The sequence below is a fragment of the Yersinia sp. 2541 StPb PI genome (genome assembly GCF_052217145.1).
Classification (GTDB): domain Bacteria; phylum Pseudomonadota; class Gammaproteobacteria; order Enterobacterales; family Enterobacteriaceae; genus Yersinia; species Yersinia enterocolitica_E.
In genome coordinates this window covers 1,266,513-1,292,448 of record NZ_JAZGQB010000001.1, presented here as the reverse complement: position 1 = coordinate 1,292,448, position 25,936 = coordinate 1,266,513, and the positions used below count along the sequence as shown (strand labels likewise).

Genomic DNA, 25,936 nt, shown 5'->3' with positions numbered 1-25,936 from the left:
TTGAAGTATGACGAGTATAAGTTAATCTGCGTCGGGGATAAACTCCTCCGGCCAGGCATGAATAACCGCTTTCACCAGCGTAGCTAACGGGATGGCAAAGAATACCCCCCAAAAGCCCCACATGCCGCCAAAAATGATCACTGACAGAATAATCACCAAAGGATGTAGGTTTACGGCCTCAGAGAACAGTACCGGCACCAGCAAGTTACCATCCAGCCCTTGTACTACCAGATAGGCGATAAAAAGTGTCCAGAAATCGGCCCCAACCCCCCACTGGAATAACGCCACCAACACTACTGGAATAGTGACAATCACTGCGCCAATATAAGGGATCAGTACCGAGAAGCCGACTAACACCGCCAATAACAGTGCGTAATTCATACCCATAACAAAGAACACTAAATACGTGGCGATGCCAACAATCACCATCTCCAATACTTTGCCACGAATATAATTGGTTATCTGCTGGTTCATTTCCAGCCAGACTTGCCCAGCCAGGCCGCGATTACGCGGTAAAATACGCCGTACTGCATTCAGCATCTGCTCTTTATCTTTGAGCAGGAAAAACAGCATCAGTGGCACCAGAATCAAATAAATTGCCAATGTCAGTAAACCTATCAATGAAGCGAGAGAGATTTTAACCACGGACTCCCCCATCCCCGACAGCTTGCTTCGCAGATTTTCTGCCATCATATCGACAATACCGGCATCCACCAGCGCGGGATAACGCGAAGGTAATGTCTGAGCAAACGCATTGAATTTATTAAGCATTTTCGGCATATCTGATATCAGATTATTGCCCTGTTGCCACACCGTTGGCGCCACAACAAATACCGCCAGTAGTGTGATACCACCGAAAATCACCAGTACGATACTAGCCGCCCATGGGCGCGAACAACCAATACGTTGTAATCGGGCGGTTGGCCATTCTAACAAATACGCCAACACGATCGCCGCCAGCAGAGGAGCCAAAATGCCACTGAAGAAGTAGAGAATGCAGAATCCAGCCAACAGAATAACCAATAAAGCGATAACCTGCGGGTCGGTAAAACGCCGACGATACCACTGTAACAACAGCTCTAGCATCCGTAATTGCTCCTTAAGTGCCATGAGAGATCGACAAATTAGTCGATCCCTTTAACCGCCCCGACATGCAGGGACATAACGAAGGTAAATTGTTTTCGTCAGACGTTCCCTTATCTCCACATGCTGGCTAAGATAGTTGCGGGCCTCAGCACGGATGTTGAGCTTAACCTTTGACGTATTTGATGCTATTTATGTGATCTATACCCAATTGTACTGGAGAGTAGAGTAAGGAAGAAGAACTCTTACACATCTCGGAGTCTAATTGTCATTACATTAGCAAGGGCAGCCTCGTTTATGACTTATCGGTTAACTAAAACAGGTCGGTTAAGTAAGACAATGATCGCCACACTACTCAGTAGCTTGCTGCTCACTGGCACAATACCTGCCAGCGCTGAGACACAAGACCTGCTGCCCGATATTGGTACCTCTGCGGGTGCCACTTTGAGTATCGATCAGGAAAAGGCAATGGGGGATTTTTATGTCCGCCAAATGCGCGCCAGCACACCGCTGATTTATGACCCGCTATTGACTCAATATATCAATACGCTGGGTAATCGGCTGGTCGCCAATGCCTACTCAGTACGTACGCCGTTTCATTTCTATTTAGTGAATAACGATCAAATTAACGCTTTTGCTTTCTTCGGTGGCAATGTGGTGCTCCACTCTGCCCTGTTCCGCTATACCGAAAACGAAAGTGAACTAGCATCTGTATTAGCACATGAAATATCTCATGTGACTCAACGCCATCTGGCGCGCGCGATGGAAGAACAGCAAAGAATGGCGCCGCTGACGTGGGTCGGGGTACTAGGTTCTATTCTGTTAACCATGGCCAGCCCACAAGCAGGCATGGCGGGTTTGAGCGGCACGTTAGCAGGCGCTCAACAAGGCGTCATCAGCTTTACTCAAGGCAACGAACAGGAAGCTGACCGTATAGGTATTCAGGTATTACAGCGTTCGGGGTTTGATCCGCAGGCCATGCCTAACTTCCTGCAAAAATTAGCCGATCAGTCACGATATACATCAAAACCACCGGAAATGCTGCTGACTCACCCCTTACCAGATAGCCGTTTATCTGATGCGCGTAACCGTGCTAATCAGATGAAACCGCACCCTATCGCGTCATCACAAGATTACTTATTCGCCAAAGTTCGTATTCTGGGCATGTATGGCTCAACTGAGAACAGCCTCACGCCAGACCTGCTGGAAACATTGAGTAAAGGCACGGTGCGCGAGCAATTGGCGGCCAAATACGGTCAGGCCATTTTATGGTATCAGGCCAAAAAGTACGATGAAGCCCGCAATCTGTTACAGCCCCTGTTAGCGCAACAACCGGGCAATATTTGGTTCCTTGATTTGATGACTGATATCGATCTGGGGCAAAACAAAGCCGCCACCGCCATTGCCCGCCTGCAAGCGGCAACCGCTAAACAAAATGATGAGCCGGTGTTGCAATTGAACCTGGCCAACGCTTATGTCCAAGGTGGCCAACCGGCGGCAGCAGTCAAGATACTAAATCGCTACACCTTTGCTAATCCAAACGACCCTAATGGCTGGGATCTGTTAGCCCAGGCAGCAGCTGCACTGGGTTTACGTGATCAGGAACTGGCTGCTCGGGCAGAGAGCCTGGCTTTGAGCGGCAAATTGCCACAGGCCATCGGCCTGCTCAGCGATGCCAGTGCTCGGGTGAAATTGGGGAGTCTGGAACAGGCGCGTTATGATGCGCGCATTGACCAGTTACGCCAGCTAGATAAGCGCTTCCAGAAATACCAGAAGTCTTAAGGAAATTTATCATGAAAGATGTCACGTTTTATCATAATCCACGCTGCTCTAAAAGCCGGGAAACCCTCGCGCTGGTTGAACAGCAGGGGATTCAGCCACAGGTCATATTATATTTAGACAATCCACCGTCTGTGGCGGGGTTAAAAGCGTTACTGCAACAACTCGGCTTTCATGACGCGCGGCAGCTTATGCGCACCAAAGAAGATCTCTACCGAACACTGAATTTGGCAGATGAGACACTGACTCAGGATCAGTTACTGCAAGCGATGAGCGATAATCCAAAACTTATCGAGCGCCCAATTGTGGTTTATAACGGCCAGGCACGTATCGGCCGCCCGCCTGAGCAGGTGCTTGAGATTTTACCGTAACTTGATTGCAACCCATGATTGAACGCTGCGTATCGAAGCGAGGCCGATGGAAGGACCGAGTCACCAACGCAGCGCCCCCTACCACTTGCCAAAGGAAGGGGATTAAAGGCTAAGAGTTTCTTTTACAAAAGGAATGGTGAGCTTACGCTGGGCGGTGATAGAGGCCCGATCAAGTTGATCCAGGGTCATAAACAGTGTGCGCATTTCCCGATCCAACCGTTTTAGCAAGAAACGGCCAACGTCTTCGGGTAATTCAAAACCACGCAATTTGGCACGTAACTGTAAAGCCTGCAATTTTTCATCATCCGACAACGGCTGCAATTTATAGATCTGCCCCCAATCCAGGCGTGAAGCTAAATCAGGCAAACCGAGATTTAATTGCCGTGGTGGGCGATCACCGGTTATCAATAAACGGGTACGGCCGGTTTCAACAATGCGGTTATAGAGATTAAAGATCGCCATTTCCCACTGCTCATCGCCCGCGATACACTCAATGTTATCAATACACACCAGCGCCAACTGCTCCATACCATCTAATACTTCGGGTACAAAATAGGCACGTTTATCGAGCGGGACATAGCCTACCGCCTCGCCTTTTTGCGATAACTCCGCACAAGCTGCATGTAATAGATGGCTCCGGCCACCGCCTTCGCGCGACCAAAAATAGATATAACTGCCGTGGGACTGATGAACAGTGGACTGGATCGCCGCTAACAGGGACGGGTTCTCCCCCGGATAAAAACTGGCAAAAGTTTCATCATCGGGAAGATAGAGTGGCAGTGAAAGCTGTGCCGGCGTATTCAGAAGCACCTCAACCAACAAAACGGGCGGGAAAACGTGGCAAGCTTACCACAAAAATTAACAACAGCATAAAAACCTGATCTGAAGCGAAAAACTGGCCGAACCCACAATAACTGCCCGGCCAGATATCACTTTTTATTGCACCGATATTAACGTGTGGACTCGTCTTCCTGGGCGTCAATAATCTCTTCTTCAGGGCGAATCAGACTGATCACTTTAAACAGCAAGCTCAAGCCAATCCCCACAACCGTTGCCAAAGCCATGCCTTTCAGTTCAGTTGCGCCGATGTTCACTTTCGCGCCACTCACCCCGATGATCAGGATAACGGAGGTTAAGATCAGGTTTTGTGCTTTGTTATAGTCAACTTTTGACTCGATCAGCACGCGGATACCTGATGCGGCAATAACACCGTACAGCAGTAGTGAAACACCGCCCATCACCGGTACCGGCACCGCTTGAATGGCAGCAGCCAATTTACCGATACAAGACAGCATGATCGCCAGAATCGCAGCGCCACCTATCACCCAAGTACTGTAAACACGGGTGATCGCCATAACACCGATATTCTCACCATACGTGGTATTGGGGGTTGAGCCAAAGAAGCCGGAAATCACCGTCGAAATACCGTTGGCAAACATCGAGCGATGCAGACCAGGGTCACGAATCAAATCCTTTTTCACAATATTCGCCGTGACCACTAAGTGCCCAATATGCTCGGCAATAACCACCAGCGCCGCAGGCAAGATGGTTAAAATAGCGAACCATTCAAAACGTGGGGTATAAAACGTCGGTAAGGCAAACCAATGGGCCTGACTAATCGGGGTTAAATCAACCACCCCCATCACGAATGACAAAGCATAACCGACCAACACACCGATCAAGATAGGGATAATGGCGAAGAAGCCACGGAACAGCACCGATCCCAGAATGGTTACCCCTAACGTCACCATTGAAATGATAATAGTGGTTGAATCTACTGTCACACCTTGGGCGGGCAATAATCCGGCCATACCCGCAGCAACGCCAGCTAACTCAAGGCCGATAACGGCAACAATCGCCCCCATCGCCGCGGGCGGGAACAGCACATTCAGCCAACCCGTTCCGGCTTTTTTCACAATCAGCGCCACCAGACAAAACAGCACGCCGCACATGATAAAACCACCCAAGGCAACTTCGTATCCCAAGGGCAATAGCAGCAGTACCGGTGAGATAAACGCAAAACTTGAGCCGAGGTAAGCCGGGATTTTTCCCTTACAAATAAACAGATAGAGCAAGGTTCCGATACCGTTGAACAGCAGCACCGTGGCCGGGTTAATTTTAAATAGAATAGGAACTAAAACGGTGGCACCAAACATGGCGAACAAATGTTGAAAACTCAGGGGGATCGTCTGGAGCAGCGGTGGACGCTCGCTGACACCGATGGTGCGACGGCTCATTTCTCTATCCTCTTAATGGTGTGTTTAAAAATGATTATGCTAAAAGTTATTCAAAAAAAAGCCGACTATCGAGTCGGCTATCATCAGTTATTTGGTTCCGAAAATCTTATCCCCGGCATCACCCAAACCTGGAATGATATAACCGTGTTCGTTCAGGCACTGATCAATGGCGGCGGTATACAGCTCTACGTCTGGATGCGCTTCTTCTAGCGCTTTGATACCCTCCGGTGCGGCAACCAATACCAACACTTTAATGCTCTGGCAGCCGGCTTTCTTCAGCAAATCGATAGTCGCAATCATCGAACCACCGGTTGCCAGCATAGGGTCAACAACCAACGCCATACGTTCGTTGATATCGGCAACCAGTTTCTGGAAATACGGTACCGGTTTTAGTGTCTCTTCATCACGATAGACACCCACCACGCTAATGCGGGCACTCGGTATATTTTCCAACACCCCCTCCATCATGCCTAAACCAGCACGTAGGATCGGCACCACCGTAATTTTCTTACCTTTAATCTGTTCAATCTCTACCGGCCCGTTCCAACCCTCAATGGTGACTTTCTCAGTTTCCAGATCGGCGGTTGCCACGTAAGTCAGCAAACTCCCTACTTCAGACGCTAACTCGCGAAAACGCTTCGTGCTGATATCATTCTCACGCATCAAACCAAGTTTATGTTTTACTAGCGGGTGTTTCACCTCAACGATCTTCATTATTTTTCTCCTGGTTAGGCGGTTGACGGCCAAAAAAATCGCGAGATTATACCGCCTTTTTTTTTGAACGCCACAATGAATAGCCTGATTCAGATCAATAGAAAATCAATCTTAAGTCAAGAAAGCTAAAAATCAGCGTGATATCACAAGCTACTCGCAAACGTTTGCCTGCGCTGTTAGAATTGTCGCGTTTTCTTCCTATAGCCAAAGTAATTGGCGTTGCAGGTAGGCTGCCAGCAAGCGAACTGCGATGAGCTGACTAAGTCAGTGATTTGGATAAGTTCGTGCAGCGAGCCCTCTTGCGGCTTCAAGTATGAAGGATATAAGCTCAAACAGCCAACCGCCGTGGGGACCTCGCTGTGACCAACAAAACCTCTCTCAGCTATAAAGACGCAGGCGTAGATATCGATGCCGGTAATGACCTTGTTGATCGCATAAAAGGTGTGGTTAAACAAACTCGTCGCCCAGAAGTGATGGGTGGATTGGGCGGGTTCGGTGCCCTGTGTGCTTTGCCACAAAAATACCGTGAACCTATTTTAGTCTCAGGCACCGACGGCGTAGGCACTAAGCTGCGCCTGGCGATGGACCTGAAACGCCACGATACCATTGGTATCGATTTAGTGGCCATGTGTGTCAATGACCTGGTGGTTCAGGGTGCTGAACCGCTGTTCTTCCTTGACTACTTTGCCACCGGTAAACTGGATGTGGATACTGCCGCCAGTGTGATTACCGGTATCGCCGAAGGGTGTAAACAATCAGGTTGTGCACTGGTTGGCGGCGAAACCGCAGAAATGCCGGGGATGTACCACGGTGAAGATTATGACGTTGCCGGTTTCTGCGTTGGTGTAGTTGAAAAGTCTGAAATCATTGATGGCAGCAAAGTGACACCGGGTGATGCGTTGGTTGCCTTAGGTGCCAGCGGCCCGCATTCCAATGGTTATTCACTGGTACGCAAAATTCTGGAAGTCAGCAACACCAATCCTGAGCAAACTCAGTTGGATGGTAAATCGCTGGCTGACCATTTGCTGGAACCGACCAAAATCTACGTTAAATCCATTCTCAGCCTGATTGAGCAGCTTGATATTCATGCTATTGCTCATCTGACTGGCGGCGGCTTCTGGGAAAACATCCCACGGGTATTACCCGCAGGGACTCAAGCGGTTATCGACGAAGCTAGCTGGCAGTGGCCTGCGGTATTTAGTTGGTTGCAGCAAGCCGGCAATGTCAGTCGCCACGAAATGTATCGTACCTTTAACTGTGGTGTCGGCATGGTTGTTGCGCTCCCGGCAGAACTGGCTGATATTGCCGTTGAGTTACTGACCGCATCCGGTGAGAAAGCCTGGAAAATCGGTGTGATTGCGGCGGCGACTGACGGTGCAGATCAAGTCATCATCAATCCATAACATTGCTGACTCAGCCTGCAGCTTCAAAATCCCGATGAGCTGACTCAAGTCCGTGATTCAGGTGACAAATCTGCCGGGAGCAGATTTCAACGCTGCTTGCAGCGGCCTCAACGAGGCGAGGCCCACGGATGGGCCGAGTAATGCGCGCAGCCAACACCCCGCAGCTTCAAGTACGAAGGGTATATGAAAAAGATAGTGGTTTTGGTCTCCGGCCAGGGCAGTAATCTACAAGCGTTGATCGACGCCCAACAACAAGGGCGTATTTCAGGCACCATCAGTGCCGTGTTCAGTAATAACCCTGATGCTTATGGGTTGGAACGTGCTGAATTGGCGGGTATTCCCCACCATGCAGTGGATGCTAAGTCCTATGCGGATCGCGCCAGTTTTGATTTGGCATTGGCGCAAGCCATTGATCACTATCAACCTGATTTACTGGTGTTAGCCGGTTATATGCGCATTCTCAGTGCGGAGTTTGTTCAGCACTATGCTGGCCGGATGTTAAATATCCATCCGTCACTGTTGCCGAAATACCCCGGTCTGCATACTCATCGTCAGGCACTGGAAAACGGTGATCCGGAGCATGGCACCTCAGTGCATTTCGTTACTGAAGAGCTGGACGGCGGCCCGGTTATTCTGCAAGCCAAAGTACCGGTTTTCAGTGAGGATAGCGAAGAGGATGTGGTCGAAAGAGTACAAACTCAGGAACACAGCATTTATCCGCTGGTAGTCAGTTGGTTTACCGATGGCCGTCTTGCTATGCGTGATAATGCCGCCTGGCTGGATGGTGAACGCCTACCTGCCCAAGGCTACGCGGCTGAATAAAACAAGTTAATAAATATTGATTAAAGGCGCGGCCATTAATGGTTAGCGCCTTTTTTAATTCCCCTGTGCTTACCTCTTGTGCTAATAGTATAATTTTTAGGGCAGCAACCGCTGTCGCCAATGAGGAATATGTATGTCTACCACTAACAGCGTCAGGTTACGCCCACTGGAACGGGATGACTTGCCGTTTGTTCACCAGTTAGATAACAATGCCAGCGTGATGCGCTATTGGTTTGAAGAGCCTTACGAGGCCTTTGTTGAACTGTCTGATCTGTATGATAAACATATTCATGACCAGAGTGAGCGCCGCTTTATTATTGAAAGCCAGGGGACAAAAGTCGGTCTGGTGGAGTTAGTTGAAATTAACCATATTCACCGCCGTGCTGAGTTTCAGATAATTATCGACCCGGCTCATCAGGGTCAAGGCCATGCAGGGGCTGCCGCAAGACTGGCGATGGAATATGGTTTTTCGGTACTGAATTTGTACAAACTTTATCTGATTGTTGATAAAGAAAATCAAAAAGCCATCCATATCTATACAAAATTAGGCTTTGAAATAGAGGGTGAATTAAAGCAAGAGTTCTTTATCAATGGTGAATACCGTACTGTAATTCGTATGTGCATTTTCCAGCCACAATATTTGGCTAAATATAAAACACCATCGATAAAGAGTGCTTAATCCGCTGGGGCCAGTTCAGTTGGCCCCAATATCAATTCAACATATTCAGTAAAGAAAAATCATCACTTTCATTGACTTTATCTATGTTAGATAACAGGATACTTTGAGCATTACTCTTGTGCAGCTTAAAGATACTGTATGAATAGACGATATTAATGATATCATCTTCACTCAACGTGCCATTGTGTATTACAAATGCACTGATAACTGATTTTATAATAAAAAAATCGATAACGTAGGAATGAAAGTCCTTATCAATATCATCAGTTTTACTAAGTGCAAACTGATTATGGTAGAAATTATACTGAAAAAAATTACGTAGAATATGGGGGTGTTGGTTAAGCAACGGCATAACTCTGTCATTCCAGGTAGCGCTTAACATAGCCATACGTTCTTCTAGCTGGTTAACATCTACTTCATTCATCAAATGATGAATGAGAAAAGCCATATAATTAAATAGCGTTTTATGTCCCCTAGTACCCATAGCGCTAACCGTATTCCTTTGATATATCATTAGGAAATGCCAACGTGCGTTAGCATTAAAAGTGATCTTTGCAACCTCTTCTCGTATATCGCCAGCCTGCAACTTGGATCGAATAGTCTTATATAACTCAAATATCATCTGTGGTTTATCATCAACCGTACTATCGATACTTTTACAACAGTGGATAAACACATGAACCGCATAAATATTCTCTTCAAAATTATCATTCGGCATGGCCACTATTTGGTTGCAATAATAGTGAATAAATTGCCCTTCAGTATTCATTTTTCTATTATTGAAATACTGTTTTTGGTAGACGGTCTCCTCATGCAGAGTAAATGCATGCGGATTAAACAATACCAACCGGGTAACCTCTGGGCAGGAAAGTGTCAGAGTATTAAATTGTTCTGTCTTGTACTGATGGTTTTCGCGTGGATATGTCGAGCAAGTATTACTCAGCGCCTCGCTCCCCAAGCGTTTATGTACTTCACACAGACGAGACTCGTCAAGATAAGGGCAGTTGCCATCGCTTTTAAGGCGTATTTTAGCCCAATTGGATGGGTTTGTTCGTGTAACTGTAATATTCTTAACTGCTATATTTCTAATACTTTGGTTTTGGCTATTTTTATATTTTCGGTAGGTATTTTTATCGAGGTTAATATCCCAACCATGACAACAGTGGTCACGGCAGTCTGACCCAATACAACTGAAATTCTTAACGAATTCAGGTTGGATAATCTGTAATTCCTTCACTGAATAGATCCCTATTAGTTACTGATAATTTACAGATAACAAACGACACAATCCGCCACTAAGTTAAATACTATTTCACGCCAACAACGATAATAATGAAAAATCTTCTTTTAGCGCCCAAGCCATAACGTCTTGTTTAAATTTCTGGCTTGAGCTGTCCGTGGATTCCCGACACGCATGATAAGAATAGATAATACCAATCACGTCATCTTCGGTTAGCTCCCCATGCTGGCTGGCATAGGCTGAAATGAGTGCTTTCAAATAGAAGAAATCTATAGCTTGTAGATTAAATACTGTAACCGCCGCTTGCTCATCCCCCATCGCCAATTGGTCATGATGAATGCGTAACAGAAAATAATTGCGCCATACTGACGGGTATTTGGTAAAAAAGGGCAATGCATACTGTTGCCATGCATTGTTTAATTGTTGCTTATTATTATTTTGCTCAATCAGGTCATTAGTGGCGTAGCTCAGCAACGGTTGAGCATAAGCCGCCAGCGTATTTCGCCCCCGAATATCAGCCAGTTGTGCAATAAAATCAGCCAAGAAATTTAATCGCTCATCACCGATAGTCGGCTCTCTCTTCGCCGCAGCCAGTTCATGGGCTGCTTGCCCCACCATCATGGTGGCGATAAGTTCAGTGCGCAGGTTGTCTATCTCAACCATTTTAATTTTACTCACGTCATCCCAGGCTTGATAATTATGTAATAAACAATTTATCGCCCAAAGATTTTCTTCAATATTCGGTTGCTGGCTGGCTGCAATTGCCGCACAAGCGCGATTAACCAACCGCTCTTCAATAACAATATCCGGTGCTTTGTAATAGTCATATTGGTTGATAGTAGAAAAACGCAACGTTAGCGCGTCATCGGAAAATAACGCCTGCCGGGTTACTTCAGGGCAAGAGAGTGACATGCTTTTAATTTTCTGATTTTTATAAACATGTTCAACGCGGGGGAAAGTTGCGCAACTGTGACTCAGTGCATGAGCGCCGGCATGTTTGTGAATTTGACATAACCGTTGTTCATCAAGAAAGGGGCAATTCCCCTGACTATCTGGGTGAATATTGGCCCAAGAGGCAAGGCTGGCTTGAGTAACAGAAATCTGGTTAATGGCAATACGTTTAATTTCTGCGTAAGGGCTTTTAATGTATTTTTGATAACGATTTCTATCAAGCGTGACATTTTGGCCTTTGCAGCAGTGTTCGCGACATGCTGTGCCGACACAACTAAATGTCTCCATAAAATCAGGCTGAGTTATCAATAGCTCTTTCACTTAACGCTTCCATTCAATAGTCACCTAAATAACGAGCGGCACATGAAAGTGTAAACTTAAATCGCAATTGATAAATAAAGCAAACACCTTAGAAACTGCTGTACTGGCGCTAAATGTTCAACCGTAACGCCCGGTAATATAATCTTCCGTCCGGCGCTGACGCGGTGAAGTGAACAACGCATCGGTATCGTTATATTCCACCAGGCTCCCTTGATGAATGAAGGCGGTGTAATCCGAGACCCGCGCCGCCTGCTGCATATTATGGGTGACCAGTACCACGGTGTACTGCTGCTTGAGTGTGGTTATCAACTCTTCGATGGTTAGGGTGGATATTGGGTCCAGAGCGGATGTCGGCTCATCGAGCAATAACACCTCAGGTTCAATAGCAATGGCTCTGGCGATGACCAAGCGCTGCTGCTGGCCGCTGGAGAGGCGAAAGGCATTTTCCCGCAACCGGTCCTTCACTTCATGCCACAATGCTGCGGCCCGCAATGAGCGCTCAACAGCATCATCAAGCACCCGACGGTCACGAATCCCCTGCAAGCGCAGGCCATATACCACATTCTCATAAATTGACTTAGGGAATGGGTTGGGCCGCTGAAACACCATGCCAACCCGCCGACGCAATGCGGCAACGTCAGTGGTTTTATCGGTGATAATTTCACTACCTAGCCGGATTTCACCCTCAAGATGGCAGTTATCCAGCAAATCATTCATGCGGTTAAAGCAGCGCAATAAGGTAGATTTACCACAACCAGACGGGCCAATCAGCGCAGTAACACGGTGCTTAGGCACATTAAATGAAATATCGTGCAACACCTGTTTGTCACCATAAAATAAATTGAGCTTTTCGACCGCCAGCGCTGTTTGCTCGTCGGTCAATTGCTGCACATCAAGCAGCGGCAGCGAATCTGGCGTCAAAAGTCCCATATTTCGTCCTGCGGGTTAAAAAGTTCAGTCACAACAATAAACCTCGATATTTTTCACGCAAATGATGGCGAATACCAATAGCCGCTAAATTAAGGCCGACCACAATGATCACCAGCAGCAGAGCTGTGGCAAAGACTAATGGGCGAGCCGCTTCCACATTGGGGCTTTGAAATGCCATATCGTATATCTGGAAGCTCAAATGCATGAACTTACGTTCTAAATGCAGGAACGGGAAGATACCATCGACCGGCAAGAGCGGCGCTGATTTCACCACCCCTACCAGCATCAGCGGCGCGGTTTCCCCCGCAGCCCGTGCCACCGCCAAAATAAGCCCGGTAATCATCGCCGGTGCCGCCATCGGTAACACAATATGCCACAGTGTCTCAGCCTTAGTGGCTCCCAGCGCTTGCGAGCCTTGCCGCAAGCTGGCCGGAATGCGTGATAGCCCCTCTTCGGTGGCAACAATCACCACTGGCAACGTCAGCAGTGCTAGCGTTAACGCCGCCCATAAAACGCCAGGGGTACCGAATGTCGGGTTGGGGAGCGCCTCTGGGTAAAACAGTTTATCCAGTGATCCACCAATCAGATAGACAAAGAAACCGAGGCCAAACACGCCATAAACAATAGAGGGCACCCCAGCCAGATTCACCACAGAAATACGGATCATTCGGGTCAACCAGTTTTTGCCGGCATATTCATGTAAATACACCGCAGCAATCACCCCTAATGGCATGACCACGATAGACATCAATATCACCATCAGTACCGTACCAAAAATCGCTGGGAACACACCGCCCTCGGTATTGGCATTGCGCGGATTATCGGTCAGGAATTTCTGAGTTTGTGCTGCCCAATGATGTAGTTTTTGCCCGAAAGTCATGTCATTGGGATACCAGGCGCGGTTAATCTGGCTAAGTGACAGTGGGTGGATTTGCCCATTCATGTCGCGCAATAACAGCGTGTAGCGACTTTGCTCGGTTTGTAGCCCGCGTAATGTTTCCATCATGGCTTGATGGCTACGTTGCAGCGCCCCCCACTCCGCCTCGATACGGTCCTGCGATTTACTGTCAAGGCCGCCATTCATTTGTAGCCGTTTCTTCTCTAGCCGCAACGCCTCAAACTGTTGATTGAGCATATTCATTTGGCGGAACTGAATATCCTGCGCGCGCTTGACCAGACCTTGTATCACAGGAATACGTTTTTGCAGTTCCTGAGCCAAATCATTGCCCACTAACGGTTGGCCGTTATCCAACATGCCAGCGAGGAAACCGTATGCCGTACCATTGTTTTGGCGATCCAGCACCAGCAGATCTTTAGGCAAAGTGAGTTGCTGGATATCACTGTCCAGCAGGCGATGGAAATCCTGACCCTGAATCTCACGGTTACCGGTTTTAATCAAATAGCGGGTTACTGTCTCACCGGCCTGCGACGGTAACATCACGCCGGCTTGTTCTAATTGCTGACGTGACAGCGTCTGCTGTTGATAAATTTCACCAATCATTTTGACCGGGCCTGCCGCCGTTTGCTTAAGCTCAAACAGATAGACCGGGGCGGGCCAGAAATATCGCATCCCTTGGCCTGCCAACAATAATATGATCCCAAGCAACGCCAGCAGGCTGATACTGACAGCACTAGCGGTTAGCCAGATCCACGGGGAACCCGATGCAAACCACTTTTTGGTCACGCCAGACACATTAGGCTTAATGTTCATCACGCCGTCCGCTCCATCTGATAGCGTTCACGCAACCGCAGACGAATAGCCTCGGCCAGTGTATTGACTAAAAAAGTGAAGCAAAACAGCACCAGTGCGGTCAGGAATAGCACCCGATAGTGGCCGCTACCGACGACCGCTTCCGGCATCTCGATAGCGATATTGGCGGCCATCGCCCGTAACCCCTGAAAAATGCTGCCATCAATAATGGGTGTATTGCCGGTCGCCATGAGCACAATCATGGTTTCCCCCACCGCACGGCCAAAACCAATCATCAGTGCAGAGAAGATACCAGCGTAGGCTGAGGGCAGAATGACCCGGGTTAACGTCTGCCACGGGGTCGCCCCTAGTGCCAATGAGCCTTGGCTGAGTGACGGCGGCACACTGAATAGTGCATCCTCTGCCAGCGAAAAGATGACCGGGATCAGAGCAAACCCCATGGCGACACCGACCACCAGCGCATTACGTTGAGAGTAGTTGTCACCCAACCACTCATGTAACGGCCCTCCTAGCACCCACTGCGCCAGTTGTGGTCCCAACCATAATGCGAACCAACCGGTCAGCAGGATAACCGGCAACAGCACAATCACGTCCCAGCCCGCAGGTAACCGCCATTGTGTCTTTTCCACCAGACAACTACTCCCCCAGCCACACAATAAAATAGCCAGCGCCAACAGCGGCGGAAGTAGCAGAATTCCCGTCAGATAATGTTCAATTACCGGAGCCAACCAAATACCAGCAATCAAACCTATAACCACGGTTGGGAATGCCCCCATCATCTCAATGGCCGGTTTAACCACTCGCCGCAAACCTGGCGACATAAAATAGGCCGTATAAATTGCCCCCGCCAAGGCTAATGGAACGGCGAATAACATGGCATAGGCGGCCGCCTTTAATGTGCCGAAAATAATCGGTACCAAGCTGAATTTAGCCTGATAGCTTTCTTCGGCCGAGCTTGATTGCCAAACATAGGCTGGCTCAGGGTAATTCTCATACCACACCCGTTGCCACAAGCTACGCCAGCCAATGTCTGGATAGCGATTGTCCAATTGATAGGTAGACCAACCGGCAGCATTCTCAAGCAGCAAACTATCGCCCCAAGGGGAGAATGCGGCGTCGGTAACGCCGTCAGCTAATTTATGTTGCAGCAAAGGCGTTGACTGGATACTGGAGAAGAGTGATAGCTCGCCTTGTGGCGATAATGAGGCAAAGACCCGACGCGCGCGCTCCGTGGTCAATAAGCCCTTACCTGTTGGAGTGAAACTGCGTATGCGCGTCAAGTGAAATTGATTATCCGGCCCTTTCTGCACATCAAACCATTGGCTGATTACGCCGCCCGGCGCTTGCACCAGCAACGACTTGCCACCTGGCAGCAAAGAGAGGGTCAATGGCCCATCAGACGCATGCTGGTCATCCAGTAACGACACAGTTTCACGCAATTTCAGTTCCGGGCCAAATTGATAGATAGATAACTGCTGGCCGGATAACAGATAGAGCAAACGCCCGTCAGGTGCCAATAACAGTTGACTGACCGTTTTCGGCACATCCGTCAGTTCAGTAACCTGCTGCCCTTGGGCAGTAAACGTCCCTGCCAGCAAGCGGCCATCATCGGTAACGGCGGCAATGGTAAATTGCTGTGGTTGCGGTTCAGCCAGCACCAAATGCTGCAAGCGTTGGCCTTTCAAATCCATAAAACGCGGCTGTTCACCCAGCGGAAATTGCCAGCGTGGCGGTGTGGCTGAGAAATCGGGTTGCAGTAGAGTAAGACGGCCATTGCTCAGGCCAACGCCATACAAAGGTTGCCCATTGGCTGCACGGCTGATTGATACCGGTGGGGGCGATAACCGCTGTTCGCTTATCAGACTACCTGCTGGGGATGCCCCCAGTGCATTGAGCCGAATAAAGTAGCCATAGCCTTGATTATCAATGCGATATCCGATCTGCCCTTGAATATCAATACCCAGCGCGGCCGTCGGCGCACTGCGAGTGACAGCGAACTGATTATGCAAACTGATAGAGGCCGGTTTAAACAACGGTAATACGGCATACAATAGGTAAACGAAAATCAACATCAGTGTCAGCAGCACTAACAAGCCACTACTCGTCACCGCCATGTGCACTAAACGATCAATGGCAGCCCGGCGCTTATCTCTCCCTGATGGTGTTGCTTTGCCTGTTCGCTGCATACTCTTCGATTGCCCCATGCCCCGTCTACTATTATCAATCCAAGCGTATATCTATACCGCCAGATGACCGAGCATCTTATGTCACTTTTGTGGCGTTTGCATGACAATGTTTTATACCCACCATCTTTCAAAATGCAGGTGTGTTGCTCAAACCCATCTTTGACCAATCTGTCTGTTACTTGCCGCTTTCCTGCAACTTAAGATCGATTGGGTATAAGGTTTAACGGACAAAGTTAACTAATGATATCTGTTGGACTTTCTTGTCAAACTTTCGCAATAATGATTGAGGACACTAAATACTCCCACAATAATCTTACTGGAGTTGCAATGGGTCAGGAAAAGCTCTACATCGAAAAAGAACTTAGCTGGTTATCTTTTAATGAGCGGGTATTGCAGGAAGCAGCAGATAAGAGCAATCCACTCATCGAGCGGATGCGATTTCTTGGCATTTACTCCAATAATCTGGACGAATTCTATAAAGTCCGATTTGCCGATCTGAAACGGCGCATTTTGATCAGCGAAGAGCAAGGCTCTGCCGTGACCTCTCGCCATTTGCTGAAAAAAATTCAGAGCAAAGTGGTGAAAGCCGATCAAGAATTTGATGGGTTATATAATGATCTTTTACTGGAAATGGCGCGTAATCAGATCTTCCTGATTAATGAACGGCAGATTTCCGAAAATCAGCAAGCCTGGCTAAAAATCTATTTTAAACAGCATCTGCGCCAACACATTACGCCGATCTTGATTAACCATGACACCAACCTGGTGCAGTTCTTAAAAGACGATTACACCTATCTAGCGGTGGAGATTATCCGCGGGCAGGAAATTGCCTATGCCCTGCTGGAGATTCCTTCAGATAAAGTCCCGCGTTTTGTCAATTTGCCACCAGAAGCACCTCGCCGCCGCAAGCCAATGATATTACTTGATAATATATTGAGATTTTGCCTCGATGAGATTTTTAAAGGCTTCTTTGATTACGATGCGCTAAACGCCTACTCCATGAAGATGACCCGTGATGCCGAATATGATTTGGTCACTGAAATGGAATCCAGCCTGCTGGAGCTGATGTCGTCGAGCCTTAAACAGCGCCTGACGGCAGAGCCGGTGCGCTTTGTTTACCAACGTGATATGCCCGATGAGATGGTGGAATTACTGCGCAATAAATTGGGTATCTCTAATGATGACTCGGTTATTGCAGGTGGCCGTTACCATAACTTCAAAGACTTTATCAGCTTCCCGAATGTGGGCAAAAGCAATCTGGTTAACCGGCCAATGCCGCGCCTGCGCCATATTTGGTTTGATAAATTCCGCAATGGCTTTGATGCTATCCGTGAACAAGATGTCCTGCTGTATTACCCTTATCACACCTTTGAACACGTATTGGAATTACTGCGTCAAGCCTCTTTCGATCCCAGCGTATTAGCGATTAAAATCAATATTTATCGGGTCGCCAAGGATTCACGCATCATAGAATCGATGATCCATGCCGCCCATAACGGCAAGAAAGTCACGGTAGTGGTAGAGTTACAGGCGCGCTTTGATGAAGAAGCCAATATCCACTGGGCCAAAAGCCTGACCGCCGCTGGTGTACACGTTATTTTCTCAGCACCTGGTCTGAAGATCCACGCCAAATTATTCCTGATTTCCCGCCTTGAAGGCGAGGAGATCGTGCGCTATGCCCATATCGGTACCGGCAACTTCAATGAGAAGACCGCCCGAATCTATACCGACTACTCATTACTGACCGCTGATGCCCGTATTACCAATGAAGTACGGCGGGTGTTTAACTTTATCGAAAATCCTTATCGCCCGGTCAAATTCGATAATCTGATGGTGTCACCGCAGAACTCGCGCTTAATGTTGTATCAATTGATTGATCAGGAAATTATTCATGCTCAGGCCGGAGAAAGCGCCGGTATTACCCTGAAGATAAATAATTTAGTAGATAAAGGTCTGGTAGATAGGTTATATAGCGCCTCCAGTGCTGGGGTAAAAATCCGATTATTGGTACGTGGCATGTGCTCGTTAATCCCCAATATGCCGGGGATCAGCGATAATATTCAGGTCACCAGTATCGTTGACCGTTTCTTGGAACATGACCGGGTCTATGTGTTCGAGAATAAAGGCGACAAACTGGTGTATCTCTCTTCAGCTGACTGGATGACCCGTAACATCGATTACCGTATTGAAGTCGCGGTCTCATTGCTGGATCCGAAATTAAAACAACGGGTGCTAGATATTTTAGAGCTGTTATTCAACGACACGGTAAAAGCCCGTTATATTGATAAAGAACTGAGTAATCGTTATGTACCGCGTGGTAATAGGCGCAAAGTACGTGCACAGATTGCCATCTATGATTATTTAAAAGCGCTGGAACAACCAGACGCATCGAGCTAAAACTATGCCGCTATCCAACAGTTCATCGACCACCAAGCCGCAGGAAATTGCAGCTATCGATTTGGGTTCTAACAGTTTTCATATGGTCATTGCCCGGGTCGTCAACGGCGCGCTACAGGTTTTAGGTCGCCTAAAGCAGCGCGTACATCTGGCTGATGGTTTGGACCACAATAACATGCTTAGCGAAGAAGCCATCGAACGGGGTTTAGCCTGTTTGGCGCTGTTTGCAGAACGCTTGCAGGGTTTCTCACCTGATAATGTGTGTATTGTTGGCACTCATTCGCTGCGCCAAGCTGCTAACGCAGAGGCATTCCTCAAGCGGGCGGCGGCGGTTATTCCGTATCCGATCGAAATCATTTCCGGCCAAGAAGAGGCCCGTCTGATTTTTATGGGCGTCGAACACACTCAGCCGGAAAAAGGCCGCAAGCTGGTCATTGATATTGGTGGGGGTTCAACAGAGTTAGTTATTGGTGAAGATTTTGAGCCTCTGTTGGTAGAGAGCCGCCGTATGGGGTGCGTGAGTTTTGCCCAGCAGTTCTTCCCACACGGTGAGATAAGTAAGGCCAATTTCAAACGTGCTCGTCTTGCGGCAGCACAGAAACTGGAAAACCTGGCATGGCAATACCGCATTCAGGGTTGGCAATATGCGCTGGGGGCATCCGGCACCATTAAGGCCACCTATGAAGTGTTGGTGGAAATGGGCGAAAAAGACGGTTTGATAACACCAGAGCGCCTCGAAATGCTGGTTGAGCAAGTGTTACAATTCAAACACTTCTCAGCCCTGAGCCTGCCGGGATTATCAGAAGATCGCCAGTCGGTATTTGTACCAGGCTTGGCTATCTTGTGTGGGGTATTTGATGCGTTAGCAGTCAAAGAGTTACGCTTATCCGACGGCGCGCTGCGCGAAGGCGTGCTGTATGAGATGGAAGGCCGTTTCCGCCATCAGGATATTCGTCAACGCACGGCAAAAAGCCTGGCGGAACACTATAATATTGACCGCGAACAAGCCCGCCGAGTGCTGGAAACAACCGAACAACTTTATACTCAGTGGTTAGCGCAGAACACCAAGTTGGTGCAGCCGCAGCTTGAAGCATTGTTGAAATGGGCGGCAATGTTGCACGAAGTGGGTCTGAGTATTAATCACAGTGGGATGCACCGCCATTCTGCCTATATCCTGCAAAACACCAACTTACCGGGCTTTAATCAGGAGCAACAACTGCTGCTGGCAACGTTGGTACGAATGCATCGTAAAGGCATCAAGCTGGATGAATTACCGCGTTTAAATTTATTCAAGAAAAAGTATTATTTACCGTTAATTCAGTTATTACGTTTGAGTACGTTACTGAATAATCAGCGTCAGTCGACTACCACGCCAGAGAGTCTGCGTTTGATAACTGACGATAGCCATTGGACATTACGTTTCCCCGTCGGTTATCTGACACAAAATAATCTGGTACAACTGGATTTTGAGCGTGAGCAGGCATACTGGGATGATGTAGTAGGCTGGAAGCTGATCATTGAAGAAGAAGAACCAGAAGCAGCGGATGTGGTTACCGTCAAAGAGTAATCAGAATCAACCCCGATGAGCTGACTCTCGTCAGTGATTCGGGTGACAAATCTGCCGGGAGCAGATTTGAACGCTGCTTGCAGCGGCCTCAACGAGGCGAGGCCCATGGATGGGGCGAGTAGTGAGAGCAGCTAACATTAATTGTGACAAACAACGCTGCAACGCCAAGAGCGAAGGGTAGGAAGGTAAATGATGAGAAGACGGCCAACAGCACAGCTAACAAAAATAATCCTACTGGTGAGCTTTCTCATTCTGTTTGGCCGTTTATTGTATGCGGCGGTCGCTTCTATTTCCCATCATCAGGAGCGCAGGCAGTCACAGCAACTTGAACTGACTGTAGAAGGCGAACCACCTGGCCCCCATGAGAGCGATCTCAGCCCCTAGATGTTTTGTCGTTAATGTTTTAGTGCCTATCCCTACGACTTCAGGGGCAAAGGGTCGTTTTCGAATTAAGGACACACTATGCCAGTGCCGATTATTCCTGTGCCAATTTCTGCCGTTATAAAGAATAAAACTAAAAATAATACGAAAAAACTGGCTGAAATACGCAACCGGATACTTTCTCTATTATTGAATAATAAGGCTTTGGTTGATGGCATTCTTGGCCGTCAGGAAGAGAAAGAAAAGCTCAGTGATGAACAACTGTCCGAGCAAACGTTAGAAATCAGAAGTCTACTTGATGATCTGCATGCTGCCGACCTTGCTGACTTACTGGAGGCGTTGCCTCATGACGAACGTTTGGCATTGTGGCGGTTGGTCAAAAATGAGAAACGCGGCCAAACGCTGGTTGAAGTCTCTGAAACAGTGTGGGATTCGCTGATTAAAGAGATGAGTGATAAAGACCTGTTGAGGGCCATGCGCACTTTGCATGTCGATGAACAGGCTTATTTGGCTGAATACCTGCCACGTAATTTGATGGGCCGCCTGCTCACCTCGTTGGACCCGGATCAGCGCGCCCGAGTGCGGGAAGTTATCCAATATGCCCGTGACACTGTCGGTCAGATGATGGATTTCGAGCTGGTGACGGTACGTGCCGATATTACGCTGGCAGCCGTGCAACGCTATTTGCGTTATCGGAAAAATATTCCCGATGCCACGGATAAAATCTTTGTGGTTGACCGCAAAAATACCTTGCTTGGCGAGTTACCATTGACCTCTATCCTGCTCAATGCGCCCGATGCTAAAGTATTTGAGGTGATGGATAGCAACCCGACCACGTTCCAACCCGAACAGAAAGCAGAGGATGCTGCCGGTGCTTTTGAACGTTATGACTTAATCAGTGCCGCGGTAATTGATGCCAAAGGCAAACTGATGGGTCGTTTGACCATCGAAGAGATTGTTGATGTGGTCAACGAAGAGAGCGACACCACCCTAAGACGCATGGGGGGCTTAAGCCCGGAAGAAGATGTGTTCTCCCCGGTAGGCCGCGCGGTTCGCACCCGCTGGTCATGGCTGGCAATCAACCTCTGTACGGCATTTGTTGCCTCACGCGTGATCGGCTTATTTGAGGACACCATCTCACAATTAGTGGCTCTGGCAGCATTAATGCCGATTGTGGCCGGTATTGGCGGCAATACCGGTAATCAAACCATTACCATGATTGTCCGAGCGTTGGCATTACACCATATTCAACAAGGTAACGTGACCTTCCTGATGTTCAGAGAATTGGGCGTAGCGTTGATTAATGGTCTGGTATGGGGCGGGATTATGGGGGTAGTAACCTATCTGCTCTATGGCGATCCGGCAATGGGGGGGGTGATGACATTAGCCATGATCCTTAACTTGCTGATGGCAGCACTCATGGGGGTTATTATCCCGATGACCATGGCTCGGATGGGGCGTGATCCGGCTATCGGATCGAGTGTTATGATCACCGCCATCACAGATACCGGTGGTTTTTTCATCTTTCTGGGACTGGCAACTATATTCTTGGTCTGACTATTATGCTAATAAACAAATCATTAATTAAGCACTGAGAAGAGGAATAACACTCTACAGTGTTTATCTATACTAAACTTTTGAATATGACCGTATTTTAACGGCGGTATATTCTTTATGTGATGGGTTTTTCCTATCATAATCTAAAGCTGTGTGAGCAAAATAAGGCGTTATATGGATCTCAGTGCGTCCGAAAGACCGGCACCTGACAATAGAACCATTATCCACATTACTATCATCAGCATAGTCGTATTTTTGCTCGCACTCTTTTGTATCCAGCTTTCTGAACGGTCAGAAAACCTTGCCCCATTATGGTTCCCGACGGCAGTATTAATGGTGGCGCTGTTCCACCATCCTATGCGCTACTGGTTATGGCAATTATTGGCCGCAGGGATATGTATTGTTGCTGCTAATTTTATTTTATATGGCCTCAGTTGGTTCCCGTTACCCCTAACATTTATCAACCTGGCAGAGGCATCCGCCGGGGCCTGGTTACTGCGTAAATTCCTGCAAACCAAAGACCCGCTCAATAACCTGCTCAGTTGGCTTAAATTCTCGGTTTGCACTGTGATTGTGGTCCCTCTGGCCAGTGGGCTGGCAGCGGCTTGGTATTTATCCCCACAAAACGGGGGCTTTACCCAAGTGCTCACGGTGTGGTTTATGTCCGAAGCGGTAGGCATGTTGGCCTTAGGGCCGGTCGGGTTACTTTACCGTCGAGGTTACTTCAATATCGCGACCAAATCCAAAGCGCTGTTTGATATGATTTTTATGATGATAATATCACTATCAGCTTGTTATATCGGACTGATTTATCTGCCTTTCCCCTTCACTTTTGTCATCATGACGTTGATCTGGACCTCAATCCGCTTACCGCGTTTTGAGACATTTACCATCTGCTTTATGGCAACATTGCTGATTGCATTGATGCTTAATTTCAAGCTGTATACCATTAATTCCGATACTAACCTGTCAATTCAAGCGTTCTCCTTTATTCCTTTATTAATGGTGTTAATTCCGCCCCATGCCATGGCAATGGTAATGCACTCTTTTCGCATGGAGAAAGAGCATATTATTGAAAGCGAAAACCGCTTTCGTAACGCGATGGAATATTCAGCCATCGGTATGGCCTTGGTCTCACCGCAAGGCCAATGGATGCAGGTCAATCAGGCCTTATGCAAGTTATTAGGCTATTCCCAAGAGACATTACTGACCCTGACTTTCCAGCAAATTACTCATCCAGACGATCTCTCTGCGGACCTGAAATTACTCGACGACCTGTATCATGGCCGTATCCCCAGCTATTCGATGGAAAAGCGCTATATTCGCAGCGATGGTGAAATCGTGTGGGCACTACTGGTGGTCAGTGTGGTGCGGGATCACCAACAGCAACCGCTCTATTTCATCTCGCAGGCTGAAGATATCAATGAGCTGAAAAAAACCGAGATTATTAACCGCCGCCTAATGGAGCGTATTACGCTGGCTAACGAGGCTGGGGGGATCGGTATCTGGGAATTGGATATCAAAACGCAGGTTATCAGTTGGGATAAGCGGATGTATGAACTCTATCATATTCCTTTTAATACCCAGGTTGATGAGCGTGTTTGGCAGAAATACATTCATCATGAAGATATCAATCGGGTTAATCGCGAATATAGCGCCGCCCTCAAGCAGCGCCAGCCATACCGTCTGGAATTCCGGCTGTTATTACCGGATGGTGAAATTGTCCATCTGCGTAATCAAGCCAATATGATATGTGATAAAAATGGCAATATTCTGCGTCTGATTGGTACCACGCTGGATATGACGGAAATCAGAAATCTGACGGAAGCGCTGCACGAAGAGAAAGAGCGACTGCATATCACGCTGGACTCCATCGGTGAAGCTGTGGTCTGTACCGATCAGGAGATGAAGATTACCTTTATGAACCCGGTGGCCGAGAAAATGACTGGCTGGGCAAATACCATCGCATTGGGCCAACCAGTCAACCATATCATCAAGTTGACTAACGGCGTAGACGGCGCGGAGATTGATAACCCGATAGAGCATTGCCTTAATCATCGCCCCTACTCTTCGTTCAATGAGTCAATGGTATTACACCATCGTGATGGCCAGTATTATGATATTCAGGAGTCGGTCGCGCCGCTGAAAACGTTGGAAGGGGACATTGTCGGGGCGGTACTGGTGTTCCAGGATGTCGGCGAATCGCGCGCAATGATGCGCAAACTCAGCCACAGCGCCTCTCACGATAATCTCACGGGTCTGCCAAACCGCGCCAATTTTGAGAATAAATTGAAAGCGGCAATCCAAATTAGCGTCGAACTTAACCAACAACATGCATTGGCTTTCCTTGATTTAGACTATTTCAAAGCCATTAATGACACTGCCGGGCATCCCGCAGGAGACGCATTATTGAAAGAGTTGAGCCAGTTGATGCGCCAGCACTTACGTAACAGCGATTGTGTTGCACGCCTCGGCGGTGATGAGTTTGGCTTACTGATGCTCAACTGCACCCTACCCCATGCCAAAGCCATTACCCAAAGTCTGGTATCACTGATTAATGGCTATCATTTCTACTGGGAAGATAAGCTCTATCGTATTGGGGCCAGCGCCGGTGTGACGCAAATAAGTAGCAATAACAATCAGCGCAGTGAAATTATGGCACAGGCAGATATCGCCTGTTACACCGCTAAACACAGTGGACGCGGTCAGGTTTATCTCTATCAGCCACGGCAAAAGCAGCTATTAGCACGCCAACACGAGCTGTTGAGCAGGGAAGATGTTGAGAATATTCTCAATGATAACCAACTGGTATTGCAACTCACCCCAACCGCGCCCCCCAGAACGCCATTGTCTGTCTGTTTCTATCAAATCAGTTTCGAGGTTAATCGGCCACATGGCCTTAACGTCAGCCAGGCTGAGTTTCAGGAAGCCGCGCTGCTCTATAGCTTGCTGCCGCAGATTGATAATTGGGTCTGTGAGCAACTGTTAATGACACATGCCCAAGCTATCAAACATAAAGGGCTGGCGCTGGCTATCCCGCTGTCAGAGGCGGCGCTGCTCAAAGAAGAGTTTCGCCAATCATTGCTGACCTTGGTGCGGCAAACCGTACTGCCAACACAAAGTCTCTATTGGATGGTCGATGAATCCACCTTACTGCAATACCCCTTCGCGATTGGCAATTTTCTCGCCAAATTGCAACAACTGGGCTGTAAACTCATCGTTAAAGAGTTTGGTCATAACCTGAATGATTTCGAGTTACTGGCGGATCACACTATCGATTATCTTAAGTTTAACAGCGAGTTAATTTCCCATATCCATATTAACCAGATGGATGAAGTGCTGGTCTCTATCATTAATGGTACCGCTCAGCGAGCCAATATCGCCACTCTGGCTGGGCCAGCAGAACTCCCTCTAACGCTCAATAAACTGATAACCATCGGTGTCGATTTAGCTGACGGTGAAACCATCAGCCCGCCGCAACCGTTGTCTGATTTACTCGACAGTGGCTATTTTGCGATTAAATAACCGGCTCGTCATATTGCATCCTCAACCATGATTAAAAAATCACTAACATGACGATTGCCCCGCTGCCCACTCTCGGGTAAAG

General features: G+C 48.0%; 19 protein-coding genes. 10 read left to right on the top strand and 9 right to left on the bottom strand.

The window, feature by feature from the left end; translation table 11 throughout:
- Nucleotides 1-21: 21 nt before the first annotated feature.
- On the bottom strand, nucleotides 22-1,086 hold the full coding sequence (locus V1953_RS05655) for an AI-2E family transporter (RefSeq protein WP_050084783.1): 1,065 nt from the start codon (nucleotides 1,084-1,086) through the stop codon (nucleotides 22-24).
- 336 nt (nucleotides 1,087-1,422) lie between these two features.
- On the opposite strand from V1953_RS05655, the gene V1953_RS05650 reads away from it, so the two are divergent.
- Complete coding sequence (locus V1953_RS05650) at nucleotides 1,423-2,865, top strand: beta-barrel assembly-enhancing protease (protein WP_442851302.1); 1,443 nt, start codon at nucleotides 1,423-1,425, stop codon at nucleotides 2,863-2,865.
- A gap of 11 nt (nucleotides 2,866-2,876) precedes the next feature.
- Nucleotides 2,877-3,233 carry an arsenate reductase (glutaredoxin) gene (arsC, locus tag V1953_RS05645; protein WP_083163291.1) on the top strand — a complete coding sequence of 119 codons (357 nt, stop codon included), beginning with the start codon at nucleotides 2,877-2,879 and terminating at the stop codon, nucleotides 3,231-3,233.
- A 102-nt stretch (nucleotides 3,234-3,335) separates the two neighbouring features.
- On the opposite strand, the gene hda is transcribed toward arsC, so the two are convergent.
- The 3 genes from hda to upp all read right to left on the bottom strand — a co-directional run bounded on the left by hda (nucleotide 3,336) and on the right by upp (nucleotide 6,184).
- A complete protein-coding gene (hda, locus tag V1953_RS05640) occupies nucleotides 3,336-4,043 on the bottom strand; it encodes a DnaA inactivator Hda (protein WP_032906019.1) in 708 nt (235 codons plus the stop codon).
- A 140-nt stretch (nucleotides 4,044-4,183) separates the two neighbouring features.
- Entirely contained in the window at nucleotides 4,184-5,470 is a 1,287-nt protein-coding gene (uraA, locus tag V1953_RS05635) for a uracil permease (protein ID WP_372569450.1), read from the bottom strand.
- Between the two features lie 87 nt (nucleotides 5,471-5,557).
- Nucleotides 5,558-6,184, bottom strand: coding sequence for a uracil phosphoribosyltransferase (upp, locus tag V1953_RS05630; RefSeq protein ID WP_005183956.1), 627 nt, complete (start codon nucleotides 6,182-6,184; stop codon nucleotides 5,558-5,560).
- A 359-nt stretch (nucleotides 6,185-6,543) separates the two neighbouring features.
- Here upp and purM point away from each other — a divergent pair, with 359 nt between their 5' ends.
- The 3 genes from purM to speG all read left to right on the top strand — a co-directional run bounded on the left by purM (nucleotide 6,544) and on the right by speG (nucleotide 9,088).
- Nucleotides 6,544-7,587, top strand: a complete 1,044-nt coding sequence (gene purM, locus V1953_RS05625) for a phosphoribosylformylglycinamidine cyclo-ligase (protein WP_083163287.1) — start codon at nucleotides 6,544-6,546, stop codon at nucleotides 7,585-7,587.
- A gap of 183 nt (nucleotides 7,588-7,770) precedes the next feature.
- Complete coding sequence (purN, locus tag V1953_RS05620) at nucleotides 7,771-8,409, top strand: phosphoribosylglycinamide formyltransferase (RefSeq protein WP_442820615.1); 639 nt, start codon at nucleotides 7,771-7,773, stop codon at nucleotides 8,407-8,409.
- A 133-nt stretch (nucleotides 8,410-8,542) separates the two neighbouring features.
- Nucleotides 8,543-9,088 carry a spermidine N1-acetyltransferase gene (gene speG / locus V1953_RS05615; RefSeq protein ID WP_083163283.1) on the top strand — a complete coding sequence of 182 codons (546 nt, stop codon included), beginning with the start codon at nucleotides 8,543-8,545 and terminating at the stop codon, nucleotides 9,086-9,088.
- A gap of 31 nt (nucleotides 9,089-9,119) precedes the next feature.
- On the opposite strand, the gene fliB (V1953_RS05610) is transcribed toward speG, so the two are convergent.
- The 5 genes from fliB (V1953_RS05610) to V1953_RS05590 form a co-directional block, all read right to left on the bottom strand.
- Complete coding sequence (gene fliB / locus V1953_RS05610; protein ID WP_442850741.1) at nucleotides 9,120-10,325, bottom strand: flagellin lysine-N-methylase; 1,206 nt, start codon at nucleotides 10,323-10,325, stop codon at nucleotides 9,120-9,122.
- A 75-nt stretch (nucleotides 10,326-10,400) separates the two neighbouring features.
- A complete protein-coding gene (gene fliB / locus V1953_RS05605; protein ID WP_083163279.1) occupies nucleotides 10,401-11,600 on the bottom strand; it encodes a flagellin lysine-N-methylase in 1,200 nt (399 codons plus the stop codon).
- 117 nt (nucleotides 11,601-11,717) lie between these two features.
- Nucleotides 11,718-12,530, bottom strand: coding sequence for a phosphate ABC transporter ATP-binding protein PstB (gene pstB, locus V1953_RS05600; RefSeq protein WP_083163277.1), 813 nt, complete (start codon nucleotides 12,528-12,530; stop codon nucleotides 11,718-11,720).
- A gap of 28 nt (nucleotides 12,531-12,558) precedes the next feature.
- The gene (pstA, locus tag V1953_RS05595) at nucleotides 12,559-14,241 is read right to left on the bottom strand and encodes a phosphate ABC transporter permease PstA (protein ID WP_442851301.1); all 1,683 of its coding nucleotides are present in this window, start codon (nucleotides 14,239-14,241) and stop codon (nucleotides 12,559-12,561) included.
- Nucleotides 14,241-16,427 (bottom strand): ABC transporter permease subunit, encoded by a 2,187-nt coding sequence (locus V1953_RS05590; protein ID WP_083163273.1) that lies wholly within the window; start codon nucleotides 16,425-16,427, stop codon nucleotides 14,241-14,243. The genes pstA and V1953_RS05590 overlap by 1 nt, the downstream gene beginning before the upstream one ends.
- 327 nt (nucleotides 16,428-16,754) lie before the next feature.
- Here V1953_RS05590 and ppk1 point away from each other — a divergent pair, with 327 nt between their 5' ends.
- From ppk1 to V1953_RS05565, 5 genes are all read left to right on the top strand, one after another.
- Nucleotides 16,755-18,824: a polyphosphate kinase 1 gene (gene ppk1, locus V1953_RS05585; RefSeq protein WP_083163271.1), complete on the top strand. Its 2,070-nt coding sequence runs from the start codon at nucleotides 16,755-16,757 to the stop codon at nucleotides 18,822-18,824.
- Nucleotides 18,825-18,828: 4 nt separating this feature from the next.
- On the top strand, nucleotides 18,829-20,391 hold the full coding sequence (gene ppx, locus V1953_RS05580; protein ID WP_083163269.1) for an exopolyphosphatase: 1,563 nt from the start codon (nucleotides 18,829-18,831) through the stop codon (nucleotides 20,389-20,391).
- A 192-nt stretch (nucleotides 20,392-20,583) separates the two neighbouring features.
- Nucleotides 20,584-20,775: a YfgG family protein gene (locus tag V1953_RS05575; protein ID WP_083164142.1), complete on the top strand. Its 192-nt coding sequence runs from the start codon at nucleotides 20,584-20,586 to the stop codon at nucleotides 20,773-20,775.
- 78 nt (nucleotides 20,776-20,853) lie between these two features.
- Nucleotides 20,854-22,329, top strand: coding sequence for a magnesium transporter (gene mgtE / locus V1953_RS05570; RefSeq protein WP_083163267.1), 1,476 nt, complete (start codon nucleotides 20,854-20,856; stop codon nucleotides 22,327-22,329).
- Nucleotides 22,330-22,503: 174 nt separating this feature from the next.
- The gene (locus V1953_RS05565) at nucleotides 22,504-25,854 is read left to right on the top strand and encodes a diguanylate cyclase (protein ID WP_442850740.1); all 3,351 of its coding nucleotides are present in this window, start codon (nucleotides 22,504-22,506) and stop codon (nucleotides 25,852-25,854) included.
- Nucleotides 25,855-25,936 lie beyond the last annotated feature (82 nt).

Bases quoted from the DNA above. Each gene is read 5' to 3' on its own strand.
- ppk1 (WP_083163271.1), top strand. From the start codon at position 16,755: ATGGGTCAGGAAAAGCTCTACATCGAAAAAGAACTTAGCTGGTTATCT.
- arsC (WP_083163291.1), top strand. From the start codon at position 2,877: ATGAAAGATGTCACGTTTTATCATAATCCACGCTGCTCTAAAAGCCGG.
- speG (WP_083163283.1), top strand. From the start codon at position 8,543: ATGTCTACCACTAACAGCGTCAGGTTACGCCCACTGGAACGGGATGAC.
- purN (WP_442820615.1), top strand. From the start codon at position 7,771: ATGAAAAAGATAGTGGTTTTGGTCTCCGGCCAGGGCAGTAATCTACAA.
- V1953_RS05655 (WP_050084783.1), bottom strand. From the start codon at position 1,086: ATGCTAGAGCTGTTGTTACAGTGGTATCGTCGGCGTTTTACCGACCCG.
- uraA (WP_372569450.1), bottom strand. From the start codon at position 5,470: ATGAGCCGTCGCACCATCGGTGTCAGCGAGCGTCCACCGCTGCTCCAG.
- upp (WP_005183956.1), bottom strand. From the start codon at position 6,184: ATGAAGATCGTTGAGGTGAAACACCCGCTAGTAAAACATAAACTTGGT.
- V1953_RS05590 (WP_083163273.1), bottom strand. From the start codon at position 16,427: ATGCAGCGAACAGGCAAAGCAACACCATCAGGGAGAGATAAGCGCCGG.
- V1953_RS05650 (WP_442851302.1), top strand. From the start codon at position 1,423: ATGATCGCCACACTACTCAGTAGCTTGCTGCTCACTGGCACAATACCT.
- pstA (WP_442851301.1), bottom strand. From the start codon at position 14,241: ATGAACATTAAGCCTAATGTGTCTGGCGTGACCAAAAAGTGGTTTGCA.
- V1953_RS05565 (WP_442850740.1), top strand. From the start codon at position 22,504: ATGGATCTCAGTGCGTCCGAAAGACCGGCACCTGACAATAGAACCATT.
- ppx (WP_083163269.1), top strand. From the start codon at position 18,829: ATGCCGCTATCCAACAGTTCATCGACCACCAAGCCGCAGGAAATTGCA.
- pstB (WP_083163277.1), bottom strand. From the start codon at position 12,530: ATGGGACTTTTGACGCCAGATTCGCTGCCGCTGCTTGATGTGCAGCAA.
- mgtE (WP_083163267.1), top strand. From the start codon at position 20,854: ATGCCAGTGCCGATTATTCCTGTGCCAATTTCTGCCGTTATAAAGAAT.
- V1953_RS05575 (WP_083164142.1), top strand. From the start codon at position 20,584: ATGAGAAGACGGCCAACAGCACAGCTAACAAAAATAATCCTACTGGTG.